This is a genomic window from Pantoea sp. X-Soil-TKNS-1280, assembly GCF_059730475.1.
Map to the genome: position 1 here is coordinate 4,142,539 of NZ_AP035962.1, position 20,961 is coordinate 4,163,499.

At 54.2% G+C, this 20,961-nt stretch carries 13 protein-coding genes, 4 tRNA genes and 3 rRNA genes; 3 read left to right on the forward strand and 17 right to left on the reverse strand.

What is annotated here, in order from left to right; genetic code table 11:
* Positions 1-107: 107 nt before the first annotated feature.
* Positions 108-1,583, reverse strand: coding sequence for a ketol-acid reductoisomerase (gene ilvC / locus AC6I8X_RS19345; RefSeq protein WP_313686761.1), 1,476 nt, complete (start codon positions 1,581-1,583; stop codon positions 108-110).
* A 160-nt stretch (positions 1,584-1,743) separates the two neighbouring features.
* Between ilvC and ilvY the strand changes: the two genes are divergently transcribed.
* On the forward strand, positions 1,744-2,625 hold the full coding sequence (ilvY, locus tag AC6I8X_RS19350) for an HTH-type transcriptional activator IlvY (protein WP_084877799.1): 882 nt from the start codon (positions 1,744-1,746) through the stop codon (positions 2,623-2,625).
* Here ilvY and ilvA read toward each other — a convergent pair whose 3' ends face one another.
* The 6 genes from ilvA to ilvL all read right to left on the reverse strand — a co-directional run bounded on the left by ilvA (position 2,626) and on the right by ilvL (position 9,184).
* On the reverse strand, positions 2,626-4,173 hold the full coding sequence (gene ilvA / locus AC6I8X_RS19355) for a threonine ammonia-lyase, biosynthetic (RefSeq protein ID WP_299448420.1): 1,548 nt from the start codon (positions 4,171-4,173) through the stop codon (positions 2,626-2,628).
* A gap of 3 nt (positions 4,174-4,176) precedes the next feature.
* Positions 4,177-6,027 carry a dihydroxy-acid dehydratase gene (gene ilvD, locus AC6I8X_RS19360; protein WP_313686764.1) on the reverse strand — a complete coding sequence of 617 codons (1,851 nt, stop codon included), beginning with the start codon at positions 6,025-6,027 and terminating at the stop codon, positions 4,177-4,179.
* A gap of 60 nt (positions 6,028-6,087) precedes the next feature.
* Positions 6,088-7,017, reverse strand: coding sequence for a branched-chain-amino-acid transaminase (ilvE, locus tag AC6I8X_RS19365; RefSeq protein WP_299448424.1), 930 nt, complete (start codon positions 7,015-7,017; stop codon positions 6,088-6,090).
* An 18-nt stretch (positions 7,018-7,035) separates the two neighbouring features.
* A complete protein-coding gene (ilvM, locus tag AC6I8X_RS19370; protein ID WP_208716873.1) occupies positions 7,036-7,293 on the reverse strand; it encodes an acetolactate synthase 2 small subunit in 258 nt (85 codons plus the stop codon).
* On the reverse strand, positions 7,290-8,936 hold the full coding sequence (gene ilvG, locus AC6I8X_RS19375; RefSeq protein ID WP_497840319.1) for an acetolactate synthase 2 catalytic subunit: 1,647 nt from the start codon (positions 8,934-8,936) through the stop codon (positions 7,290-7,292). Before ilvG ends, ilvM begins: the two co-directional genes overlap by 4 nt.
* Positions 8,937-9,085: 149 nt before the next feature.
* A complete protein-coding gene (ilvL, locus tag AC6I8X_RS19380) occupies positions 9,086-9,184 on the reverse strand; it encodes an ilv operon leader peptide (RefSeq protein WP_071783595.1) in 99 nt (32 codons plus the stop codon).
* Between the two features lie 328 nt (positions 9,185-9,512).
* Between ilvL and AC6I8X_RS19385 the strand changes: the two genes are divergently transcribed.
* Positions 9,513-11,033 carry a YifB family Mg chelatase-like AAA ATPase gene (locus AC6I8X_RS19385; RefSeq protein ID WP_497840320.1) on the forward strand — a complete coding sequence of 507 codons (1,521 nt, stop codon included), beginning with the start codon at positions 9,513-9,515 and terminating at the stop codon, positions 11,031-11,033.
* A gap of 25 nt (positions 11,034-11,058) precedes the next feature.
* On the opposite strand, the gene AC6I8X_RS19390 is transcribed toward AC6I8X_RS19385, so the two are convergent.
* Positions 11,059-11,397: a MaoP family protein gene (locus AC6I8X_RS19390; protein WP_084877814.1), complete on the reverse strand. Its 339-nt coding sequence runs from the start codon at positions 11,395-11,397 to the stop codon at positions 11,059-11,061.
* Between the two features lie 121 nt (positions 11,398-11,518).
* Here AC6I8X_RS19390 and hdfR point away from each other — a divergent pair, with 121 nt between their 5' ends.
* Complete coding sequence (gene hdfR, locus AC6I8X_RS19395) at positions 11,519-12,340, forward strand: HTH-type transcriptional regulator HdfR (RefSeq protein WP_299448435.1); 822 nt, start codon at positions 11,519-11,521, stop codon at positions 12,338-12,340.
* A gap of 106 nt (positions 12,341-12,446) precedes the next feature.
* Here the strand turns inward: hdfR and AC6I8X_RS19400 are convergent.
* The 9 genes from AC6I8X_RS19400 to btuB form a co-directional block, all read right to left on the reverse strand.
* A tRNA-Trp gene (locus AC6I8X_RS19400) sits at positions 12,447-12,522 on the reverse strand.
* A gap of 9 nt (positions 12,523-12,531) precedes the next feature.
* A tRNA-Asp gene (locus AC6I8X_RS19405) sits at positions 12,532-12,608 on the reverse strand.
* Positions 12,609-12,682: 74 nt separating this feature from the next.
* Positions 12,683-12,798, reverse strand: a 5S ribosomal RNA gene (gene rrf, locus AC6I8X_RS19410).
* A 106-nt stretch (positions 12,799-12,904) separates the two neighbouring features.
* Positions 12,905-15,809 (reverse strand): 23S ribosomal RNA (locus AC6I8X_RS19415).
* A 204-nt stretch (positions 15,810-16,013) separates the two neighbouring features.
* Positions 16,014-16,089: transfer RNA gene (locus tag AC6I8X_RS19420), tRNA-Ala, on the reverse strand.
* 108 nt (positions 16,090-16,197) lie between these two features.
* A tRNA-Ile gene (locus tag AC6I8X_RS19425) sits at positions 16,198-16,274 on the reverse strand.
* 74 nt (positions 16,275-16,348) lie between these two features.
* Positions 16,349-17,890, reverse strand: a 16S ribosomal RNA gene (locus AC6I8X_RS19430).
* The 16S, 23S and 5S rRNA genes sit together here with 4 tRNA genes alongside, the layout of an rRNA operon.
* Before the next feature lie 371 nt (positions 17,891-18,261).
* Positions 18,262-19,113 carry a glutamate racemase gene (gene murI, locus AC6I8X_RS19435; protein WP_299448437.1) on the reverse strand — a complete coding sequence of 284 codons (852 nt, stop codon included), beginning with the start codon at positions 19,111-19,113 and terminating at the stop codon, positions 18,262-18,264.
* Complete coding sequence (gene btuB / locus AC6I8X_RS19440; RefSeq protein ID WP_313688579.1) at positions 19,058-20,929, reverse strand: TonB-dependent vitamin B12 receptor BtuB; 1,872 nt, start codon at positions 20,927-20,929, stop codon at positions 19,058-19,060. The genes murI and btuB overlap by 56 nt, the downstream gene beginning before the upstream one ends.
* Positions 20,930-20,961: the final 32 nt, after the last annotated feature.

Genomic DNA, 20,961 nt, shown 5'->3' on the forward strand with positions numbered 1-20,961 from the left:
TTATTGCCTAAAACCGCGCGATAAATCGCGCCGCTACGGGTGATGAGATATAAAAAAACCCCGGCAAGCCGGGGTTTTTCGTTGCTGAAAACTGTGTCGCGTACCGATTAACCGGCAACCGCGATACGTTTCATATCGGTCATGTAGCCACGCAGTTTGCGGCCAACTGCTTCGATCGGATGCTGACGAATTGCTTCGTTGACATCACGCAGCTGCGCGTTGTCTACCTGAGTGCCTTCCACTGCTTTGCCCAGGTCGCCCGGTTGCAGGGTGGTCATGAACTCTTTCAGCAGCGGAACTGCCGCGAAGGAGAACAGGTAGTTGCCGTATTCTGCGGTATCAGAGATCACCACGTTCATTTCATACAGACGCTTACGTGCGATGGTGTTAGCGATCAGCGGCAGCTCATGCAATGATTCGTAGTAAGCTGACTCTTCGATGATGCCCGCGTCGATCATGGTTTCAAACGCCAGCTCAACGCCCGCTTTAACCATCGCAACCATCAGAACGCCTTTGTCGTAGTATTCCTGCTCTTCGATTTTACCTTCGAACTGTGCTGCAGTTTCAAACGCGGTTTTACCGGTCTCTTCACGCCAGGTCAGCAGGTTTTTGTCGTCGTTAGCCCAGTCAGCCATCATGCCAGAAGAGAATTCACCGGAGATGATGTCATCCATGTGCTTCTGGAACAGCGGAGCCATGATGCCTTTCAGCTGCTCAGACAGCGCATAAGCACGGATTTTAGCCGGGTTAGACAGGCGATCCATCATCAGGGTGATGCCGCCGAACTTCAGTGATTCGGTGATGGTTTCCCAGCCGAACTGAATCAGTTTTTCAACATAAGCCGCATCGTGACCTTCAGCCACCAGCTTGTCGAAGCACAGCAGAGAACCTGCCTGCAGCATGCCGCACAGAATGGTCTGCTCACCCATCAGGTCAGATTTCACTTCTGCAACGAAAGAAGATTCCAGCACGCCCGCACGGTCACCACCGGTAGCAGAAGCCCAGGCTTTCGCAATCGCCATGCCTTCGCCTTTCGGATCGTTTTCCGGGTGAACCGCGATCAGAGTCGGCACACCGAAACCACGCTTATATTCTTCACGAACTTCAGTACCTGGGCACTTCGGTGCAACCATCACCACGGTGATGTCTTTACGGATAGTTTCGCCCACTTCAACGATGTTGAAACCGTGTGAGTAGCCCAGCGCTGCACCGTCTTTCATCATCGGCTGTACTGCCTGAACGACTGCAGAGTGCTGTTTGTCCGGCGTCAGGTTAACGACCAGGTCCGCCTGCGGGATCAGCTCTTCGTAAGTACCCACTTTGAAGCCGTTATCGGTCGCTTTGCGGAAAGAGGCACGTTTCTCAGCAATCGCTTCAGCACGCAGCGCGTAAGACACATCCAGGCCAGAGTCGCGCATGTTCAGACCCTGGTTCAGGCCCTGAGCACCACAGCCAACGATGACCACTTTTTTCCCTTTCAGGAAGCTTGCGCCATCCGCGAATTCATCGCGAGCCATGAAACGACATTTGCCTAACTGCGCTAACTGGTTGCGCAGATTCAATGTGTTGAAGTAGTTAGCCATGGGTACTCCGGTTAGATGTTGTGTTTGCTTTGTTCAGTAACGACGTCATCAGTAGCGCCGCGAATGACCCCATCATATGACAGGAAATCTGTTGCTTAAATTGATATATTAACAACGCCACATTGCAGGATTTGCAATATTACTTTGAGGTTACCCGCGCATGGATTTACGAGACCTGAAACTCTTCCTCCATCTGGCCGAAAGTTGCCACTTTGGCCGCACGGCGCGTGCCATGCATGTGAGTCCGTCCACCTTGTCGCGCCAGATCCAGCGGCTGGAAGAGGATGTCGGCCACGCGCTGTTTCTGCGTGATAACCGCACTGTGACGCTGACCGAAGCCGGTGAACGGCTGCGTCAGTTTGCTCAGCAAACCCTGCTGCAATATCAGCAACTGCGTCATGTGATGGACCTGAACGGCCCGTCTCTCAGTGGCGAGCTGCGCCTGTTCTGTTCGGTGACGGCGGCCTACAGCCATCTGCCACCGATCCTCGATCGTTTTCGTGCCGAGCATCCCCAGGTAGAAATTAAACTCACCACCGGTGATGCGGCAGATGCGATCGAGATGGTGCAATCCGGTGAAGCCGATCTGGCGATTGCCGGTCGCCCGGAATCGCTACCCGCCAGCATAGATTTTACGCCACTCGGGCTGATTCCGCTGGTGCTGATCGCTCCGGCGCTGCCCTGCCCGGTGCGCAGCCAGGCGACACAGGATGAACCTGACTGGTCCCTGATTCCGTTTATCCTGCCGGAACAAGGGCCTGCGCGACGTGGTATTGATTTGTGGTTCCGCCGCCGCCGTATCCCCAATCCGCTGATTTATGCCACGGTATCGGGCCATGAAGCGATTGTGTCGATGGTCGCACTGGGTTGTGGCATTGCGCTGCTGCCGGATGTGGTGCTGGAAAACAGCCCGGAGCCGGTGCGGAATCGCGTGCTGGTGCTGGAGAATGTCGAGTCGGTTGCGCCACTGGAACTGGGCGTGTGCGTACAAAAAAAGCGGCTCGGGGAGCCGCTTATCAATGCTTTCTGGAACCTGCTGTGATTACTGACCCGCGAGGAAGAAGCGGAATGCCGGGTTATTGACTTCATCGTGGAAGTCATAACCCAGCGCCATGAGATGCTCCTCAAAGCGCGGCTCATCCTCGCCCAGCTCAAACGCCGCCAGCACACGACCGTAATCCGTACCGTGGCTGCGATAGTGGAACAGCGAGATATTCCAGTGCGTACCCAGCGTTTGCAGGAACTTCAGCAACGCGCCGGGTGCTTCCGGGAATTCAAAGCTGAACAGACGTTCACGCAGCGGTTTGGAGGGACGACCACCCACCATGTAGCGCACGTGCAGCTTGGCCATCTCATCGTCGGACAAATCCACCACGTTATAGCCACCCTGCGTCAGCTGGCTGATGATTTCACTGCGCTCCTCCAGCCCGCGCGTTAACCGCACGCCGACGAAGATACAGGCGTTGTCGGCATCCGCGTAACGATAGTTGAACTCGGTCACTGACCGGCCACCCAGCGTCTGGCAAAACTTCAGGAAGCTGCCCTGCTGCTCAGGAATGGTTACCGCCAGCAGCGCTTCACGCTGCTCGCCCAGTTCGCAACGCTCGGAGACGTAGCGCAGACCGTGGAAATTCACGTTCGCCCCGGAGAGGACGTGCGCCAGACGTTCGCCTTTGATGTCGTGCTGCTGGATGTATTTCTTCATCCCGGCCAGCGCCAGTGCCCCGGAAGGCTCCGCCACCGCACGCACATCTTCAAACAAATCCTTGACCGCCGCGCAGATGGCATCGCTATCCACGGTGATGATGTCGTCGATATATTCCTGGCACAGACGGAAGGTTTCGTCGCCGATACGCTTCACCGCCACGCCTTCAGCAAACAAGCCCACACGCGCCAGATCGACCGGATGACCGGCATCCAGCGCCGCTTTCAGGCAAGCAGAATCTTCGGACTCGACGGCGATCACTTTGATCTGCGGCATCAGCTGCTTGATCAACACCGCCACACCCGCCGCCAGACCGCCGCCGCCTACGGGCACGAACACGCGATCAAGATGCGCATCCTGTTGCAGCAGTTCCATCGCCAGCGTTCCCTGTCCGGCGATCACCGCCGGATGGTCAAACGGTGGCACGAAGGTGTAACCCTGCTGCTCCGCCAGTTCAATCGCCTTGGCTTTCGCCTCGTCGAAGTTGGCCCCATAGAGGTAAGCCTCACCGCCAAATGCGCGCACTGCATCAACCTTGATATCTGCCGTGGCCAGCGGCATCACAATCAGTGATTTGATGCCAAGCCGGCTGGCCGAGAGCGCCACGCCCTGCGCATGGTTACCGGCCGATGCCGTCACCACGCCGCGCGCTTTTTGCTCTTCGTTCAGCCCGGCAATCATCGCGTAAGCCCCACGCAGCTTAAAGCTGTGCACCGGCTGACGATCTTCGCGCTTCACCAGAATGGTGTTGCCAAGACGCGATGAAATTTTCTCCATTTTCTGTAACGGCGTCACCTGGGCGATTTCATACACCGGTGAACGCAATACCGCGCGCAAATACTCCGCGCCGCAGGGCGCCGCGGGTAGCGGTTGAGACTCAGCCATCTGTTAGCCTCCCAGCTTGGACTTATCGCGCACCGCGCCTTTGTCAGCGCTGGTCGCGAGTGATGCATAAGCACGCAGCGCGAAGGAAACCTGACGCTCACGGCCATGCGGCGTATACGCCTCATCGCCACGCGCTTCTTCTTCTTCACGACGGGCGTGCAGTTCGTTGTCCGGCACCGCCAGCTTGATGCCACGGTTCGGGATGTCGATTTCGATGATGTCGCCATCTTTCACCAACGCGATGGTGCCGCCGCTGCCAGCTTCCGGTGACGCGTGACCAATGGACAGACCTGAAGTACCGCCTGAGAAACGACCATCGGTGATCAGTGCACAGCTTTTGCCGAGACCCATCGATTTCAGGTAGGTGGTCGGATACAGCATTTCCTGCATGCCCGGCCCGCCTTTCGGCCCTTCGTAACGGATCACCACCACATCACCGGCAACCACTTTACCGCCGAGGATGGCTTCCACTGCATCATCCTGGCTTTCGTAAACTTTGGCCGGACCTTTGAAGGTCAGGATCTCTTTATCCACGCCTGCGGTTTTCACGATACAACCGTCTTCCGCCAGGTTGCCGTACAGGACCGCCAAACCGCCATCCTGCGAGAACGCGAACTCACGGGTACGGATACAGCCATCCTGACGATCGTCATCCAGCGTATCCCAGCGGCAATCCTGCGAGAAGGCCTGGGTGGTACGGATACCTGCCGGGCCAGCGCGGAACATCTTCTTCACCGCTTCATCTTTGGTCAGCATGATGTCGTACTGATCCAGCGTTTCGCGCAGGTTCAGACCCAGCACGTTGCGCACGTCGGTGTGCAGCAGACCGGCACGATCCAGCTCACCGAGGATACCAATGACGCCACCCGCACGGTGTACGTCTTCCATGTGATATTTCTGGGTGCTCGGTGCGACTTTGCACAGGTGTGGCACTTTGCGCGACAGACGGTCGATATCGGAAATGTTGAAGTCGATTTCGCCTTCCTGCGCCGCAGCCAGCAGGTGCAGTACGGTGTTGGTGGAACCGCCCATGGCGATATCCAGCGTCATAGCATTCTCAAATGCTGCTTTGTTGGCGATGTTGCGCGGCAGCACACGGGCATCATCCTGCTCGTAATATTGCTTGGTCAGGTTAACGATGCGCTTACCGGCATTGATAAACAGATCTTTGCGGTCAGCGTGGGTCGCCAGCAGCGAACCGTTACCCGGCTGTGACAGGCCCAGCGCTTCGGTCAGGCAGTTCATCGAGTTGGCGGTGAACATACCGGAACAGGAACCACAGGTCGGACAGGCGGAACGTTCGATTTGCTCGCTGTCGGCGTCGCTGACGTTCGGGTTGGCACCCTGAATCATCGCATCCACCAGATCCAGCTTGATGATTTTGTCAGACAGTTTGGTTTTACCCGCTTCCATCGGGCCGCCGGAAACAAAGATCACCGGGATGTTGAGGCGCAGTGACGCCATCAGCATGCCGGGGGTGATTTTGTCGCAGTTGGAGATGCAGACCATCGCATCGGCACAGTGGGCGTTAACCATGTACTCGACGGAGTCAGCAATCAGCTCGCGCGAAGGCAGTGAATACAGCATGCCGCCATGACCCATGGCGATACCGTCATCCACTGCAATGGTGTTGAACTCTTTAGCCACACCACCAGCCGCTTCGATTTGTTCAGCGACCAGTTTGCCGAGATCGCGCAGGTGGACGTGGCCTGGCACGAATTGGGTGAATGAGTTGACCACGGCGATAATCGGCTTACCGAAATCGGCGTCGGTCATTCCTGTCGCGCGCCACAAGGCACGGGCACCCGCCATGTTACGGCCATGGGTGGTGGTGGCGGAACGGTACTTAGGCATGCTCTATTTACTCCAGTAAGAAAGGGCACGCGGACGCCTGAACGCCCGCGCAAAGTCTTGTTATGCGTTAACCGGATCCAGCCAGCCCCATTTGTCTTCAGTTTCGCCGGTGAACAGGCCAAAGAACGCCTGCTGAATGCGTTTGGTCACCGGACCGCATTTGCCTGCGCCAACCTGGATACCGTCTACGCTACGTACCGGGGTGATTTCTGCTGCAGTACCGGACATGAACACTTCGTCAGCCAGGTACAGTGATTCGCGTGACAGTACCTGCTCGCGAACTTCGATACCCATGTCTTTTGCCAGTTTGATGATGGCGTCACGGGTGATGCCCGGCAGCGCAGAAGAGGTGAACGGCGGCGTGAACAGGATGCCATCTTTCACTTCGAACAGGTTTTCACCGGCCCCTTCTGAAATATAGCCGTTGGTGTCGAGAGCGATACCTTCCTGATAACCGTGGCGGCGCGCTTCGCTACCGACCAGCAGAGAAGACAGGTAGTTACCACCGGCTTTTGCCGCAGTCGGCAGAGTGTTCGGTGCCACGCGGTTCCAGGAAGACACCATCGCGTCGATGCCCTGCTCCAGCGCTTCGGCACCCAGGTAAGCACCCCACGGGAACGCGGCGATGATCACATCGGTGGTGTAGCCATCTGGCGGGTTCACACCCAGGCCCACGTCGCCCACGAAAGCCAGCGGACGGATGTAGGCGCTTTTCAGTTTATTGACGCGCAGCACTTCGCGGCAGGCTTCCATCAGCTCATCTACGCTGGCTTCGATAGGGAAGCGGTAGATTTTGGCGGAGTCGTGCAGACGCTGCATGTGTTCGCGATGACGGAACACCACCGGGCCTTTGTGAGAGTCGTAGCAACGCACGCCCTCAAACACAGAAGTACCGTAATGCAACGCGTGAGACATGACGCTAACCTTGGCGTCTTCCCACTTAACCATCTCCCCATTGAACCAAATAAAGTCTGCTTTCTTCGTACTCATTGTTATTTCCTTTCGCGACTAGGCACGGATTTGTTGTGTTGTCTGTTGTTGGATTTGGACGCAAGCGACATCCATCAGTTTACTTAACTGCGAAGACAGTAAATCGACTGAGCGCTGGCTGGCAACGGTCATTTCAATATTAATGTTTTCCGTATTAGCGGCTGATGCCATGTTCATGGCGCACACCTGGAAACCACGGTGGCGCACGACGCGCAAAATGCGTTCCAATATTTCAGGGCGGAAGCGGGCCTCGATAGACAATTGATGCTGGTTCATGCGGTTTTCTCCATCATGTTTGCGTTGCTGGCACCTGGTGGCACCAATGGCCAGACGTTTTCATGCTCATCAATCGAAACATGCAGGAAGTAAGGACCTTCACTGTTCAGCAGAGCATCAAGGGCGGCGTCGACCTGATCTTTACGAGTAATACGCTGGCCTGGGATATCAAACGCGCTGGCCAGCGTCAGGAAATCGGGGTTATCAGTCAGGATGGTTTCGCTGTAACGACCATCAAAGAACAGCTGCTGCCACTGGCGCACCATGCCGAGCCGTTGGTTATCCAGCAGCAGGATTTTCACCGGCAGTTTGCCGCGCTTGATGGTGCCCAGCTCCTGGATGTTCATCATGATGGAGCCGTCGCCGGATACGCAGATCACCGTATCGTCCGGGCGGGCGACCTGAGCGCCGATTGCTGCTGGCAGGCCAAAGCCCATGGTGCCGAGGCCGCTGGAAGTAATAAAATTTTCCGGCGCGCTGAACGACATATGCTGTGCAGCCCACATCTGATGCTGCCCAACGTCGGTGGTCACCACGGCGCTGGCCGCTTTGCGATCGGAAAGTTGCTTCAGCAGCAGTGGCGCGTAAATCGCTTCGCCAGGATGATCGTAACGCCAGCTAAATTCAGCCTTCAGCATTTTCACTTCGGTGCGCCACGCGTCGATTTGCAGCGGCATACTCAGTGCTGGCAGCACCTGATTCAGATCGCCCTGCAATGAAACGTGAGCACGGCGCAGTTTGTTCAGCTCAGCAGGATCAATATCGAGATGGATGACGTTGGCGTGCGGCGCGAAGGTATCGAGCTTACCGGTGACGCGGTCGTCGAAACGCGCGCCAACGGCGATCAGTAAGTCACACTCCTGCACCGCAATGTTTGCCGCCTTGGTGCCATGCATGCCCAGCATGCCGAGGTAGACTTCGCTGCTGGCATCAGCACTGCCCAGACCTTTCAGGGTGGCAACCATCGGGATGCCGGTATCGATCGCCATGGCACGCAGTGCCGGAACGGCATGCGCCATACCCACGCCGCCACCGATGTACAGCATGGGTTTTTTCGCCTGAGCCATCAGTGCGCGCGCTTCCGCGATTTGCTGTGCCGAGTGGATCGGCGCTTCTTCGACTGGCAGCAGACGCGGTGTCGGTTCACCTCTGGCAACCTGAATGTCTTTCGGGATATCAACCAGAACCGGGCCTGGACGGCCTGACTGGGCGATGGCAAAGGCTTCTGCCATCACTGAAGGTAAATCATCAAGGGATTCAACGAGGAAACTGTGCTTGGTGCAGGCCAGCGACAAGCCGAGAACGTCGATTTCCTGGAATGCATCGGTGCCGATAAATGGGGAGGCAACCTGCCCGGTAATCGCCACCACCGGGATGGAGTCCATCATCGCGTCGGCTAAACCGGTGATCAGGTTAGTCGCTCCCGGGCCCGAGGTGGCGATACAGACACCGGTTTTACCTGTGGCACGCGCATAACCAATCGCCGCCATCACCGCACCTTGCTCATGCCGACACAGTAGGTGTTCCACGCCGCCATCGTAGAGCGCATCGTACACTGGCATGATGGCACCGCCAGGATATCCAAACACGGTCTCAACACCCTGCGCGCGTAAAGTCTGAACTACCCACTGTGCACCTGTCATGGTTATTCTCCTGTATCCCTGCGGGAACAACAGAATTTTATGCTACTGTTCATTATCTGTTCCTCGATGATTCGCTGATATTTTGCCTGGTCGAAAAAAAACCCCCGGACCTTTCGGTGCGGGGGTTTTTGGAATTCCAGGCTTGATTTTTAAGCCTTTCTTTCTCCAAGCGTAGCCCCGCACGGTGGGATAATAATCACCACCACGCTAATCACGACTAGGCTAATCACTTGTAGAAGGGCTTTCATGTGTTGTTCGTTTTTTCGATTGTTCGAAGTAATACCTACAGAGTTACCATAGTTATCTGTGCATTGACAATAATTTTCATCAGGAATTTTTATGACGTTGCGCTTCAGTCGCGGTTATCACTTTGTAAGTAAAGGGTTATTTACATTCGTGATAAATATTCATTACGACCGCGACGTAATCTTTCATTCTGATTTGGCAAGCGGCTTCCAAAATCTCTTAACGTGCTGCAAAAAACCGTGAAATAACGGAATCAAACGCGCAGTGATGATCATCTGGATTCGATCTCTCAATGTGAAGCGCGCAGGATAGGGCTAACAAGGAGAGGTTATGTCTTTATCCCGGGTTTTAACACGCGCGGCACTGGGCGTTCAGGCACCACTGGTGACAGTGGAAGTGCATATCAGTAACGGCCTGCCCGCTTTAACGCTGGTCGGTTTGCCAGAGACAACGGTGAAAGAGGCGCGAGAACGGGTTCGCAGCGCCATCATCAACAGCGGTTTTGTCTTTCCGGCGAAGCGCGTCACGATCAATCTTGGCCCCGCTGATCTGCCCAAAGAGGGTGGGCGCTACGACCTGCCAATCGCCATTGCGATTCTCGCTGCCTCAGAGCAGCTTCCAGACGCCAAACTCACTCAATATGAATTCCTGGGTGAATTAACGCTAAACGGCTCGCTCTGTGGCGTTCAGGCCGCCATTCCCGCAGCGATGGCAGCGCTGCATGCTGGCCGGCAAATGATTCTCTCTGAACAAAATCAGCAGGATGTGGGTTTAATCCGCGAAGGCGTGACTCTCGTTGGTAAGCATCTGCTTGAAATCTGCGCATTTCTCCATAACCAGACAGAGTTAACCGTTGCCCAATACCAGCCTGAAGCGATCAACAAAGAAACACAGGACCTCAGCGATATCATTGGTCAGGAACAGGGACGCCGCGCGCTGGAGATCACTGCGGCTGGCGGGCACAACCTACTGCTGCTCGGTCCACCTGGTACCGGGAAAACCATGTTGGCCACCCGCTTACCCGGTATCATGCCGCCACTGAGCGACCAGGAAGCGCTGGAGTGCGCGGCCATTTCCAGTCTTGTCAGTAGCGGCAATATCCATCGTCAGTGGCGTAAGCGCCCGTTTCGCGCCCCACATCATAGCACTTCGCTGTATGCCTTAATTGGTGGCGGCTCTTTACCGCGTCCGGGAGAAATCTCTCTGGCGCACAATGGCGTACTGTTCCTGGATGAGCTGCCGGAGTTCGAACGCAAAGTTCTGGACTCCCTGCGGGAACCGATTGAATCCGGAGAGATCGCGATATCCCGAACCCGGGCAAAAGTAACCTATCCTGCCCGCTTTCAATTGATTGCAGCAATGAATCCGAGTCCCACAGGCCATTATCAGGGCACGCATAGTCGCTGCACGCCACAGCAGATATTGCGCTATCTGAGCCGTCTTTCTGGCCCCTTTCTCGACCGCTTCGATCTGTCACTGGAAATACCGCTTCTGCCCAACGGTACGCTCAGCCAGAAGCAACAGCGCAGCGAAAGTAGTGCCGATGTGCTGCAACGTGTTCTCGAGGCGCGGCAACGTCAAATCAATCGCAGCGGGAAAGTGAATGCGCATTTATCTAATGCAGATATCCAGCGCTGGTGTGAACTGCTTCAGGATGATGCAAAGTGGCTTGAAGAAGTACTGAATTCACTGGGGTTATCAGTGCGCGCCTGGCAACGCATCCTGAAAGTGGCAAGAACTATCGCAGATCTGGCAGGAGAAACGCAGATTACCCGTCTTCACCTGCAGGAGGCGGTTGGGTATCGCAGTATCGACCGGTTAATGATTTTTCTGCACAAAAGCCTGGAATAAAAAACGGGGCATTTGCCCCGTTATCTTAGTCTTCGCTGTCGCTGTAGTCTTCGACACTGTCCATCTGCGGCTTGCCGCCGGAAAGCGTGTGAAAACGCTTAGGACGCTTGATACGTGCGGTATATTTCGACCATACACGTTCAGCTTCCGTTTGCGGCTCACGAATACCACGACATACTTCAAGAAATAAACGCTCTTCTTCCGTCACCGGCTCACGCTTTGCCAGGTCCAGTTCATTAAAGGCATAACCGTGGCGCTCAAGAAGCGTAGCTTCTTTAATGGTGAAGTCACCATGACGCGAAAAACCACGAGGGTAATGTTTGTTATCAAAGAAACGATTCGTTGTTGCGAAGCTGTCCGCCATTTTACACGCTCCTGATTCTCATATGGCCGTGCTATTTATGGCGCGGAGTATTAGATAGGCTTGACAGAGTGTAAAACAAAACATTTAAATCAACACGACAAACATTTTTTGGGAGAATGCTGTGGATACGGAATTACTGAAAACTTTCCTCGAAGTGAGCAGAACACGTCATTTCGGGCGCGCTGCTGAAGCGCTTTACCTCACGCAATCTGCCGTTAGTTTCCGCATTCGCCAACTGGAAAATCAGCTGGGCGTTAACCTTTTTACTCGCCATCGTAATAACATCCGGCTGACTTCGGCAGGTGAGCGTTTATTGCCCTACGCTGAAAGCCTGATGAGCACCTGGTTGATGGCTAAGAAGGAAGTTTCGCATACACAGCAACATCATGAGCTTTCTATAGGGGCCAGTGCTTCACTCTGGGAAGCCTACCTAACCCCCTGGCTACAATCGCTTTATGAGAACAGAGAAAGCCTGCATCTTGAGGCGCGAATCGCACAACGGCATTTGCTGGTAAAGCAGCTACATGAACGACAGCTTGATCTTTTGATCACCACGGAAGCACCGAAGATGGATGAATTGACCAGCCAGCAAATTGGTCACATTTCACTCGCGTTATTTCGTGCACGTAAAACTGAGAAACGTGAAAAATATGATTACATTAAACTGGAATGGGGAGCAGATTTTCACCAACACGAAAATTATCTTTCAAGTGATGACGTTCCGGTATTAACAACAACTTCGGCGCATGTTACCCGAGAATTGCTGCATACAACGGGTGCTTGTGCATTTTTACCTGATTTCTGGCATGGCACTTATAGCGATCTGATGGTTATTCCTGATACACCTGTCGCTGTCAGACCGTTATATGCGGTATGGCTTCAGAATAGCGATCAGCAGGCGCACATTCGGCAGCTGCTTAAATATCCGGTATTGACACATTGAGGTAATAAAACGGGAAGGGTTTGAGCGGATATTGGTGAAGCTCAACTCTCTTCACCACTAAATTTAGAACAAAAAAAATCCTTTGCCTAAGCAAAGGATTGTTTTCTGGCAGGGGCGGAGGGACTCGAACCCCCAACACCCGGTTTTGGAGACCGGTGCTCTACCAATTGAACTACGCCCCTAAATGAGGGTGGCGGTGCGGACGGGACTCGAACCCGCGACCCCCGGCGTGACAGGCCGGTATTCTAACCGACTGAACTACCGCACCACCGAATACTGCATTACCAGCGGGGTCTCGCTGATAACCGGTGTTACCTTTTCAGGTAAGTACCTTAAATTGATGCCTGGCAGTTCCCTACTCTCGCATGGGGAGACCCCACACTACCATCGGCGCTACGGCGTTTCACTTCTGAGTTCGGCATGGGGTCAGGTGGGACCACCGCGCTACAGCCGCCAGGCAAATTCTGTTTATCCGCACCGCCCTCGCAGGCCGCACGAATCAATCCGTTCGAACAATGCTGAAAATCTTCTCTGGTCTTTCAACCAAAACGCCTCTGGCGTTGTAAGGTTAAGCCTCACGGGTCATTAGTACCGGTTAGCTCAATGCATCGCTGCACTTACACATCCGGCCTATCAACGTCGTCGTCTTCAACGTCCCTTCAGGACCCTCAAGGAGTCAGGGAGAACTCATCTCGGGGCAAGTTTCGTGCTTAGATGCTTTCAGCACTTATCTTTTCCGCACTTAGCTACCGGGCAATGCCATTGGCATGACAACCCGAACACCAGTGGTGCGTTCACTCCGGTCCTCTCGTACTAGGAGCAACCCCCCTCAATTCTCCAGCGCCCACGGCAGATAGGGACCGAACTGTCTCACGACGTTCTAAACCCAGCTCGCGTACCACTTTAAACGGCGAACAGCCGTACCCTTGGGACCTACTTCAGCCCCAGGATGTGATGAGCCGACATCGAGGTGCCAAACACCGCCGTCGATATGAACTCTTGGGCGGTATCAGCCTGTTATCCCCGGAGTACCTTTTATCCGTTGAGCGATGGCCCTTCCATTCAGAACCACCGGATCACTATGACCTGCTTTCGCACCTGCTCGAGCCGTCACTCTCGCAGTCAAGCTGGCTTATGCCATTGCACTAACCTCCTGATGTCCGACCAGGATTAGCCAACCTTCGTGCTCCTCCGTTACGCTTTGGGAGGAGACCGCCCCAGTCAAACTACCCACCAGACACTGTCCGCAGCCCGGATTACGGGCCTACGTTAGAACATCAAACATTAAAGGGTGGTATTTCAAGGTCGGCTCCACGCAGACTGGCGTCCACGCTTCAAAGCCTCCCACCTATCCTACACATCAAGGCTCAATGTTCAGTGTCAAGCTATAGTAAAGGTTCACGGGGTCTTTCCGTCTTGCCGCGGGTACACTGCATCTTCACAGCGATTTCAATTTCACTGAGTCTCGGGTGGAGACAGCCTGGCCATCATTACGCCATTCGTGCAGGTCGGAACTTACCCGACAAGGAATTTCGCTACCTTAGGACCGTTATAGTTACGGCCGCCGTTTACCGGGGCTTCGATCAAGAGCTTCTCCTTACGGATAACCCCATCAATTAACCTTCCGGCACCGGGCAGGCGTCACACCGTATACGTCCACTTTCGTGTTTGCACAGTGCTGTGTTTTTAATAAACAGTTGCAGCCAGCTGGTATCTTCGACTGGCTTCAGCTCCGGGAGCAAGTCCCTTCACCTAATGCCAGCGTGCCTTCTCCCGAAGTTACGGCACCATTTTGCCTAGTTCCTTCACCCGAGTTCTCTCAAGCGCCTTGGTATTCTCTACCTGACCACCTGTGTCGGTTTGGGGTACGATTTCGTGTTACCTGGAGCTTAGAGGCTTTTCCTGGAAGCAGGGCATCAGTTACTTCACCACCGTAGTGGCTCGTCATCACGCCTCAGTGTTAAAGAAGACCGGATTTGCCTGGTCTTCACACCTACACGCTTAAACCGGGACAACCGTCGCCCGGATAACCTAGCCTTCTCCGTCCCCCCTTCGCAGTAACACCAAGTACAGGAATATTAACCTGTTTCCCATCGACTACGCTTTTCAGCCTCGCCTTAGGGGTCGACTCACCCTGCCCCGATTAACGTTGGACAGGAACCCTTGGTCTTCCGGCGAGCGGGCTTTTCACCCGCTTTATCGTTACTTATGTCAGCATTCGCACTTCTGATACCTCCAGCAGACCTCACAGTCCACCTTCAGCGGCTTACAGAACGCTCCCCTACCCAACAACGCCTAAGCGTCGCTGCCGCAGCTTCGGTGCATGGTTTAGCCCCGTTACATCTTCCGCGCAGGCCGACTCGACCAGTGAGCTATTACGCTTTCTTTAAATGATGGCTGCTTCTAAGCCAACATCCTGGCTGTCTGTGCCTTCCCACATCGTTTCCCACTTAACCATGACTTTGGGACCTTAGCTGGCGGTCTGGGTTGTTTCCCTCTTCACGACGGACGTTAGCACCCGCCGTGTGTCTCCCGTGATAACATTCTCCGGTATTCGCAGTTTGCATCGGGTTGGTAAGCCGGGATGGCCCCCTAGCCGAAACAGTGCTCTACCCCCGGAGATGAATTCACGAGGCGCTACCTAAATAGCTTTCGGGGAGAACCAGCTATCTCCCGGTTTGATTGGCCTTTCACCCCCAGCCACAGGTCATCCGCTAATTTTTCAACATTAGTCGGTTCGGTCCTCCAGTTAGTGTTACCCAACCTTCAACCTGCCCATGGCTAGATCACCGGGTTTCGGGTCTATACCCTGCAACTTAACGCCCAATTAAGACTCGGTTTCCCTTCGGCTCCCCTATACGGTTAACCTTGCTACAGAATATAAGTCGCTGACCCATTATACAAAAGGTACGCAGTCACACCCCGAAGGATGCTCCCACTGCTTGTACGTACACGGTTTCAGGTTCTGTTTCACTCCCCTCGCCGGGGTTCTTTTCGCCTTTCCCTCACGGTACTGGTTCACTATCGGTCAGTCAGGAGTATTTAGCCTTGGAGGATGGTCCCCCCATATTCAGACAGGATACCACGTGTCCCGCCCTACTCGTCGGACTCACAATCTGTGCATTTTCGTGTACGGGGCTGTCACCCTGTATCGCGCGACTTTCCAGACGCTTCCACTAACACACAAACTGATTCAGGTCCTGGGCTGTTCCCCGTTCGCTCGCCGCTACTGGGGGAATCTCGGTTGATTTCTTTTCCTCGGGGTACTTAGATGTTTCAGTTCCCCCGGTTCGCCTCGTTAACCTATGTATTCAGTTAACGATAGTGCACAAGTGCACTGGGTTTCCCCATTCGGACATCGCCGGCTGTTGCGGTTCATATCACCTTGCCGGCGCTTTTCGCAGATTAGCACGTCCTTCATCGCCTCTGACTGCCAGGGCATCCACCGTGTACGCTTAGTCGCTTAACCTCACAACCCACAGGCGTTTTGCAACGCTTATGAATCGTAAGCTTTTGAGAGACTCGAACGCGTCGCTTTCATTTCTTATTACGGAGAAATGACACAACGCGTCGTTTCAAATTTTCAGCTTGTTCCGGATTGTTAAAGAGCAATAACTTCACAATGCACTCGTAAATGCATTCGGAAGTTGAGTATCAACGTGGGGATCGTTGATGGTGGAGCTAAGCGGGATCGAACCGCTGACCTCCTGCGTGCAAGGCAGGCGCTCTCCCAGCTGAGCTATAGCCCCAATGATTCGCAAAACCCTTCACCCAATTCTTTCGAGTTCAAGGCGTGACGATGCGAAGCATACAATAAGTATGCGAGCTGTCGGCACAACGCAGAAATCGGGAGAATTTGGTAGGCCTGAGTGGACTTGAACCACCGACCTCACCCTTATCAGGGGTGCGCTCTAACCACCTGAGCTACAAGCCTGCCGAGGGTTTTACTGCTTCTTTAAATTTCATCAGACAATCTGTGTGAGCACTTCGAAGGAAGGTATCTTCAGGTAAGGAGGTGATCCAACCGCAGGTTCCCCTACGGTTACCTTGTTACGACTTCACCCCAGTCATGAATCACAAAGTGGTAAGCGCCCTCCCGAAGGTTAAGCTACCTACTTCTTTTGCAACCCACTCCCATGGTGTGACGGGCGGTGTGTACAAGGCCCGGGAACGTATTCACCGTAGCATTCTGATCTACGATTACTAGCGATTCCGACTTCATGGAGTCGAGTTGCAGACTCCAATCCGGACTACGACGCACTTTATGAGGTCCGCTTGCTCTCGCGAGGTCGCTTCTCTTTGTATGCGCCATTGTAGCACGTGTGTAGCCCTGGCCGTAAGGGCCATGATGACTTGACGTCATCCCCACCTTCCTCCGGTTTATCACCGGCAGTCTCCTTTGAGTTCCCGACCGAATCGCTGGCAACAAAGGATAAGGGTTGCGCTCGTTGCGGGACTTAACCCAACATTTCACAACACGAGCTGACGACAGCCATGCAGCACCTGTCTCACGGTTCCCGAAGGCACTAAGGCATCTCTGCCAAATTCCGTGGATGTCAAGGCCAGGTAAGGTTCTTCGCGTTGCATCGAATTAAACCACATGCTCCACCGCTTGTGCGGGCCCCCGTCAATTCATTTGAGTTTTAACCTTGCGGCCGTACTCCCCAGGCGGTCGACTTAACGCGTTAGCTCCGGAAGCCACGCCTCAAGGGCACAACCTCCAAGTCGACATCGTTTACGGCGTGGACTACCAGGGTATCTAATCCTGTTTGCTCCCCACGCTTTCGCACCTGAGCGTCAGTCTTCGTCCAGGGGGCCGCCTTCGCCACCGGTATTCCTCCAGATCTCTACGCATTTCACCGCTACACCTGGAATTCTACCCCCCTCTACGAGACTCTAGCCTGCCAGTTTCGAATGCAGTTCCCAGGTTAAGCCCGGGGATTTCACATCCGACTTGACAGACCGCCTGCGTGCGCTTTACGCCCAGTAATTCCGATTAACGCTTGCACCCTCCGTATTACCGCGGCTGCTGGCACGGAGTTAGCCGGTGCTTCTTCTGCGGGTAACGTCAATCGATGAAGCTATTAACTTCACCGCCTTCCTCCCCGCTGAAAGTACTTTACAACCCGAAGGCCTTCTTCATACACGCGGCATGGCTGCATCAGGCTTGCGCCCATTGTGCAATATTCCCCACTGCTGCCTCCCGTAGGAGTCTGGACCGTGTCTCAGTTCCAGTGTGGCTGGTCATCCTCTCAGACCAGCTAGGGATCGTCGCCTAGGTGAGCCGTTACCCCACCTACTAGCTAATCCCATCTGGGTTCATCCGATGGTGTGAGGCCCGAAGGTCCCCCACTTTGGTCTTGCGACGTTATGCGGTATTAGCTACCGTTTCCAGTAGTTATCCCCCTCCATCGGGCAGATCCCCAGACATTACTCACCCGTCCGCCACTCGTCACCCAAGGAGCAAGCTCCTCTGTGCTACCGTTCGACTTGCATGTGTTAGGCCTGCCGCCAGCGTTCAATCTGAGCCATGATCAAACTCTTCAATTTAAAGTTTGATGCTCAAAGAATTAAACTTCGTAATGAATTACGTGTTCACTCTTGAGACTTGATATTTTTTAAGTCCGTGGACTTTTGATATCAATCCTGCGAGTGCCCACACAGATTGTCTGATAAATTGTTAAAGAGCAGTGCCACATTTCTCGTGTGGCGCGGGTTGCGTATATTACGCTTTCCGCGTTTTCAGTCAAGCATTTATTTTTGCTTTTCTGAAGGTTGCCACTTAAGGCTACCTACTTAACCCAGCGCTTCGTAAGCCGTTGTGCCGTGTCAGTGGAGGCGCATTATAGGGAGTTCTTTGGGGCTGACAAGTGCTAAATGCAATTTAATTTCTGAGTGTTGTTTTTTTCGACGAAAAGCCGCTAAAGCGCCAGTTTTTCCAGCAATGGGAAGCCATAACGCTGCAATACTGCTGATAATTGCAGCACTTCCTCATCCATCTGGGTACAAAATGCCATATTGGATGCAGAAGAGAGTGCAGTAGGTTCTGCCTGTTGCAATAACCAGGCGGTACGACGCGCAATCGCCGCACCGGAATCCACCAGGCGCGTCCCTTCCGGCAGTACCAGCTGCAACTCATCACGCAGTAAAGGGAAGTGAGTACAACCCAGCACCACCGTATCCGGCGGCTCCTTCATGCGCAGCCAGGGCTGTACCACGCGACGCACATCATCCAGCAGCACTTCTTCTCCGTGCAGCTTCGCTTCAGCCAGTTCAACCAGCTCTGAAGAACCTAACATTTTGATTTGGCATTCGCGAGCAAACTGCGCCACCAACTCATGGGTATACGGGCGTTTCACTGTGCCCCGCGTCGCCAGTAACCCTACAACACCATTACGCGTTAAGCGCGCTGCCGGTTTAATGGCTGGTACCACACCCACCACCGGGAAGGAGAACTTTTCGCGCAATGCGGGTAAAGAAACCGTGCTGGCCGAGTTACAGGCAATGACCACCAGCGCCAGTGGAAACCGTCGCGTGATGGACTCAACCACCGCCATAACGCGTTCGACGATATAGGTTTCGGTTTTTTCGCCGTAGGGAAAACCTTCATTATCGAAGGCGTAGAGATAGTGGAGATCCGGCAGGAGTTGCCGAATCTCTTCATAGACGGAGAGCCCACCGACGCCGGAGTCAAACACCAGCACGGTGGGACGCAGATCAGAAGCTGTAGCTGGCGCTGAGGTAATACTCCGTTCCTGGAGTTTGATAGCCATACACTGTCTCGTAGTCTTTATCGAACAGGTTGGCAATTCTACCACGAACGGTGAGCTGAGAGGTGACCGGATACGACACCGCCAGATCCCATAAACTCACACCGCCCAGTTTAACGCGCTGCGCAGTATAGGAGTGGTTGTAATCATTGTCATAGCGCTCACCAAGGTAGTGATAGGTAATGGACCAGTCAAAATCGAACACCGTCCAGTCGAGCTGGTATTTCACCTGCTGCTTAGCACGGCGCAACAATTGCTGATTGGTTTCTGCATCACGCGCATCGACATAATCATAAGAAATGGTATGACTCAGCGGACCGGTATCGAAAGACGCGGTGGCTTCAACACCTTTAATGCGCGCTTTGTCGATATTGTAGTAAACGTAGGTACTCGGATCGCTATCAATCAGGTTGTCGATGTCATTGCGATAGCCCGACACGCGCCAGTTCACCGGCCCGGTTAACCCTTCAAAGCCACTCTCCCACTGTTTGCTTTCTTCCGGCTTCAGGTTCGGGTTGCCGTAGGTCTGGCTATAAAGCTGAGCCAGGTTCGGAGCCTTATAGGCTGTGGCGTAAGAAGCGAAGACACGATAACCATCAACAAATTCCCAGGCGGCGCTGCTCTGCCAGGTGCTGTGCCAGCCAAAGGCATTATTGTCATCACCGCGTACCGCGCCTTCCAGCGTTACGCTGCCAAACTGCTGTTGAGCCGTGGCGTAAATGCCGGTATTACGCTGTTCCTGGCCATCTACCGTGGAATTGGTGCCGGGTTCTGACGTTTGTTTCTGCCAGTCAACGCCGCCGCTAACAGCACCATGCCCCACCTGCACCGTGTTGCCCCACTGCAGGTTGTATTGCTGAACATCATCCAGCGAAGCGGTGGCATCATATTTACCCAGCTGCGGACTGTAGTTGTAATCTTTGGTGTGGCTGTAGCTGGCGATCAGCTGAGAAGAATAGATGCCCTGATTAAAGCGCAGTCCGGTGTCCCATGTCTGGCTGTAAAGCTGACGGGTATCAACGAAGGTGTTGGGTTCAACATAGGTCGGGTAGCCGTCATAAGCGGTACGGTTATCAAAGCCATAGCCGCGCACGAAGCCGCTGAACTGGTCGCTGAACTGATGTTCCAGTGAACCATAAAGGGTCTTGCTCATAAATCCGTCACGGTCTTTTTGCGCCGGATCGCCATAGATGTCTGGCAGGTTCGCCACCACATCATAGCCTTTGGTGTAAGTATAGTTACCGGCCAGCGTCAGTTTGGTCGCATCACCCAGTTGTTGCTGCGTCGAGCCATCGTAGCTTTGATAACCTTTTGACCCGACACCCGCCGTCAGCGTAGTCCCGGGTTTATCACGACCGGTGATGATGTTCACCACGCCGCCGATAGCATCCGACCCATACACCGCCGAGCGCGCACCACGAATATACTCGATGCGTTGCACCAGCGAGATCGGAATCTGGCTGAGATCGGACGAACCGGAGATACCCGCCTGATTCAGACGAACTCCGTCGATCAGAATCAGCACATGGCTGGAATTAGTGCCACGGATAAACATCGAACTCTGCTGGCCGAGGCCGCCATTTTGCGCAATATCCACACCCGGCAGGCGACGCATCACATCCGTGAGGCTTTTTGCCTGCCAGCGATCAATATCTTCCCGGGTAACGACTGTGGTGGGTGCCAGCACGGAAGAAACCGGCTGAGCAAAACGGTTAGCGGTAACGATTTGCGTATCATCATCCTGGGCATAGCCATATTGCGCCCAGAGGGACACCGCCGTTGCACTAAAGGCAAACAGCGAAGCATGTGTTTTTTTCATTGTTATAGCATCCAAAAGACAAAGCAGGATGC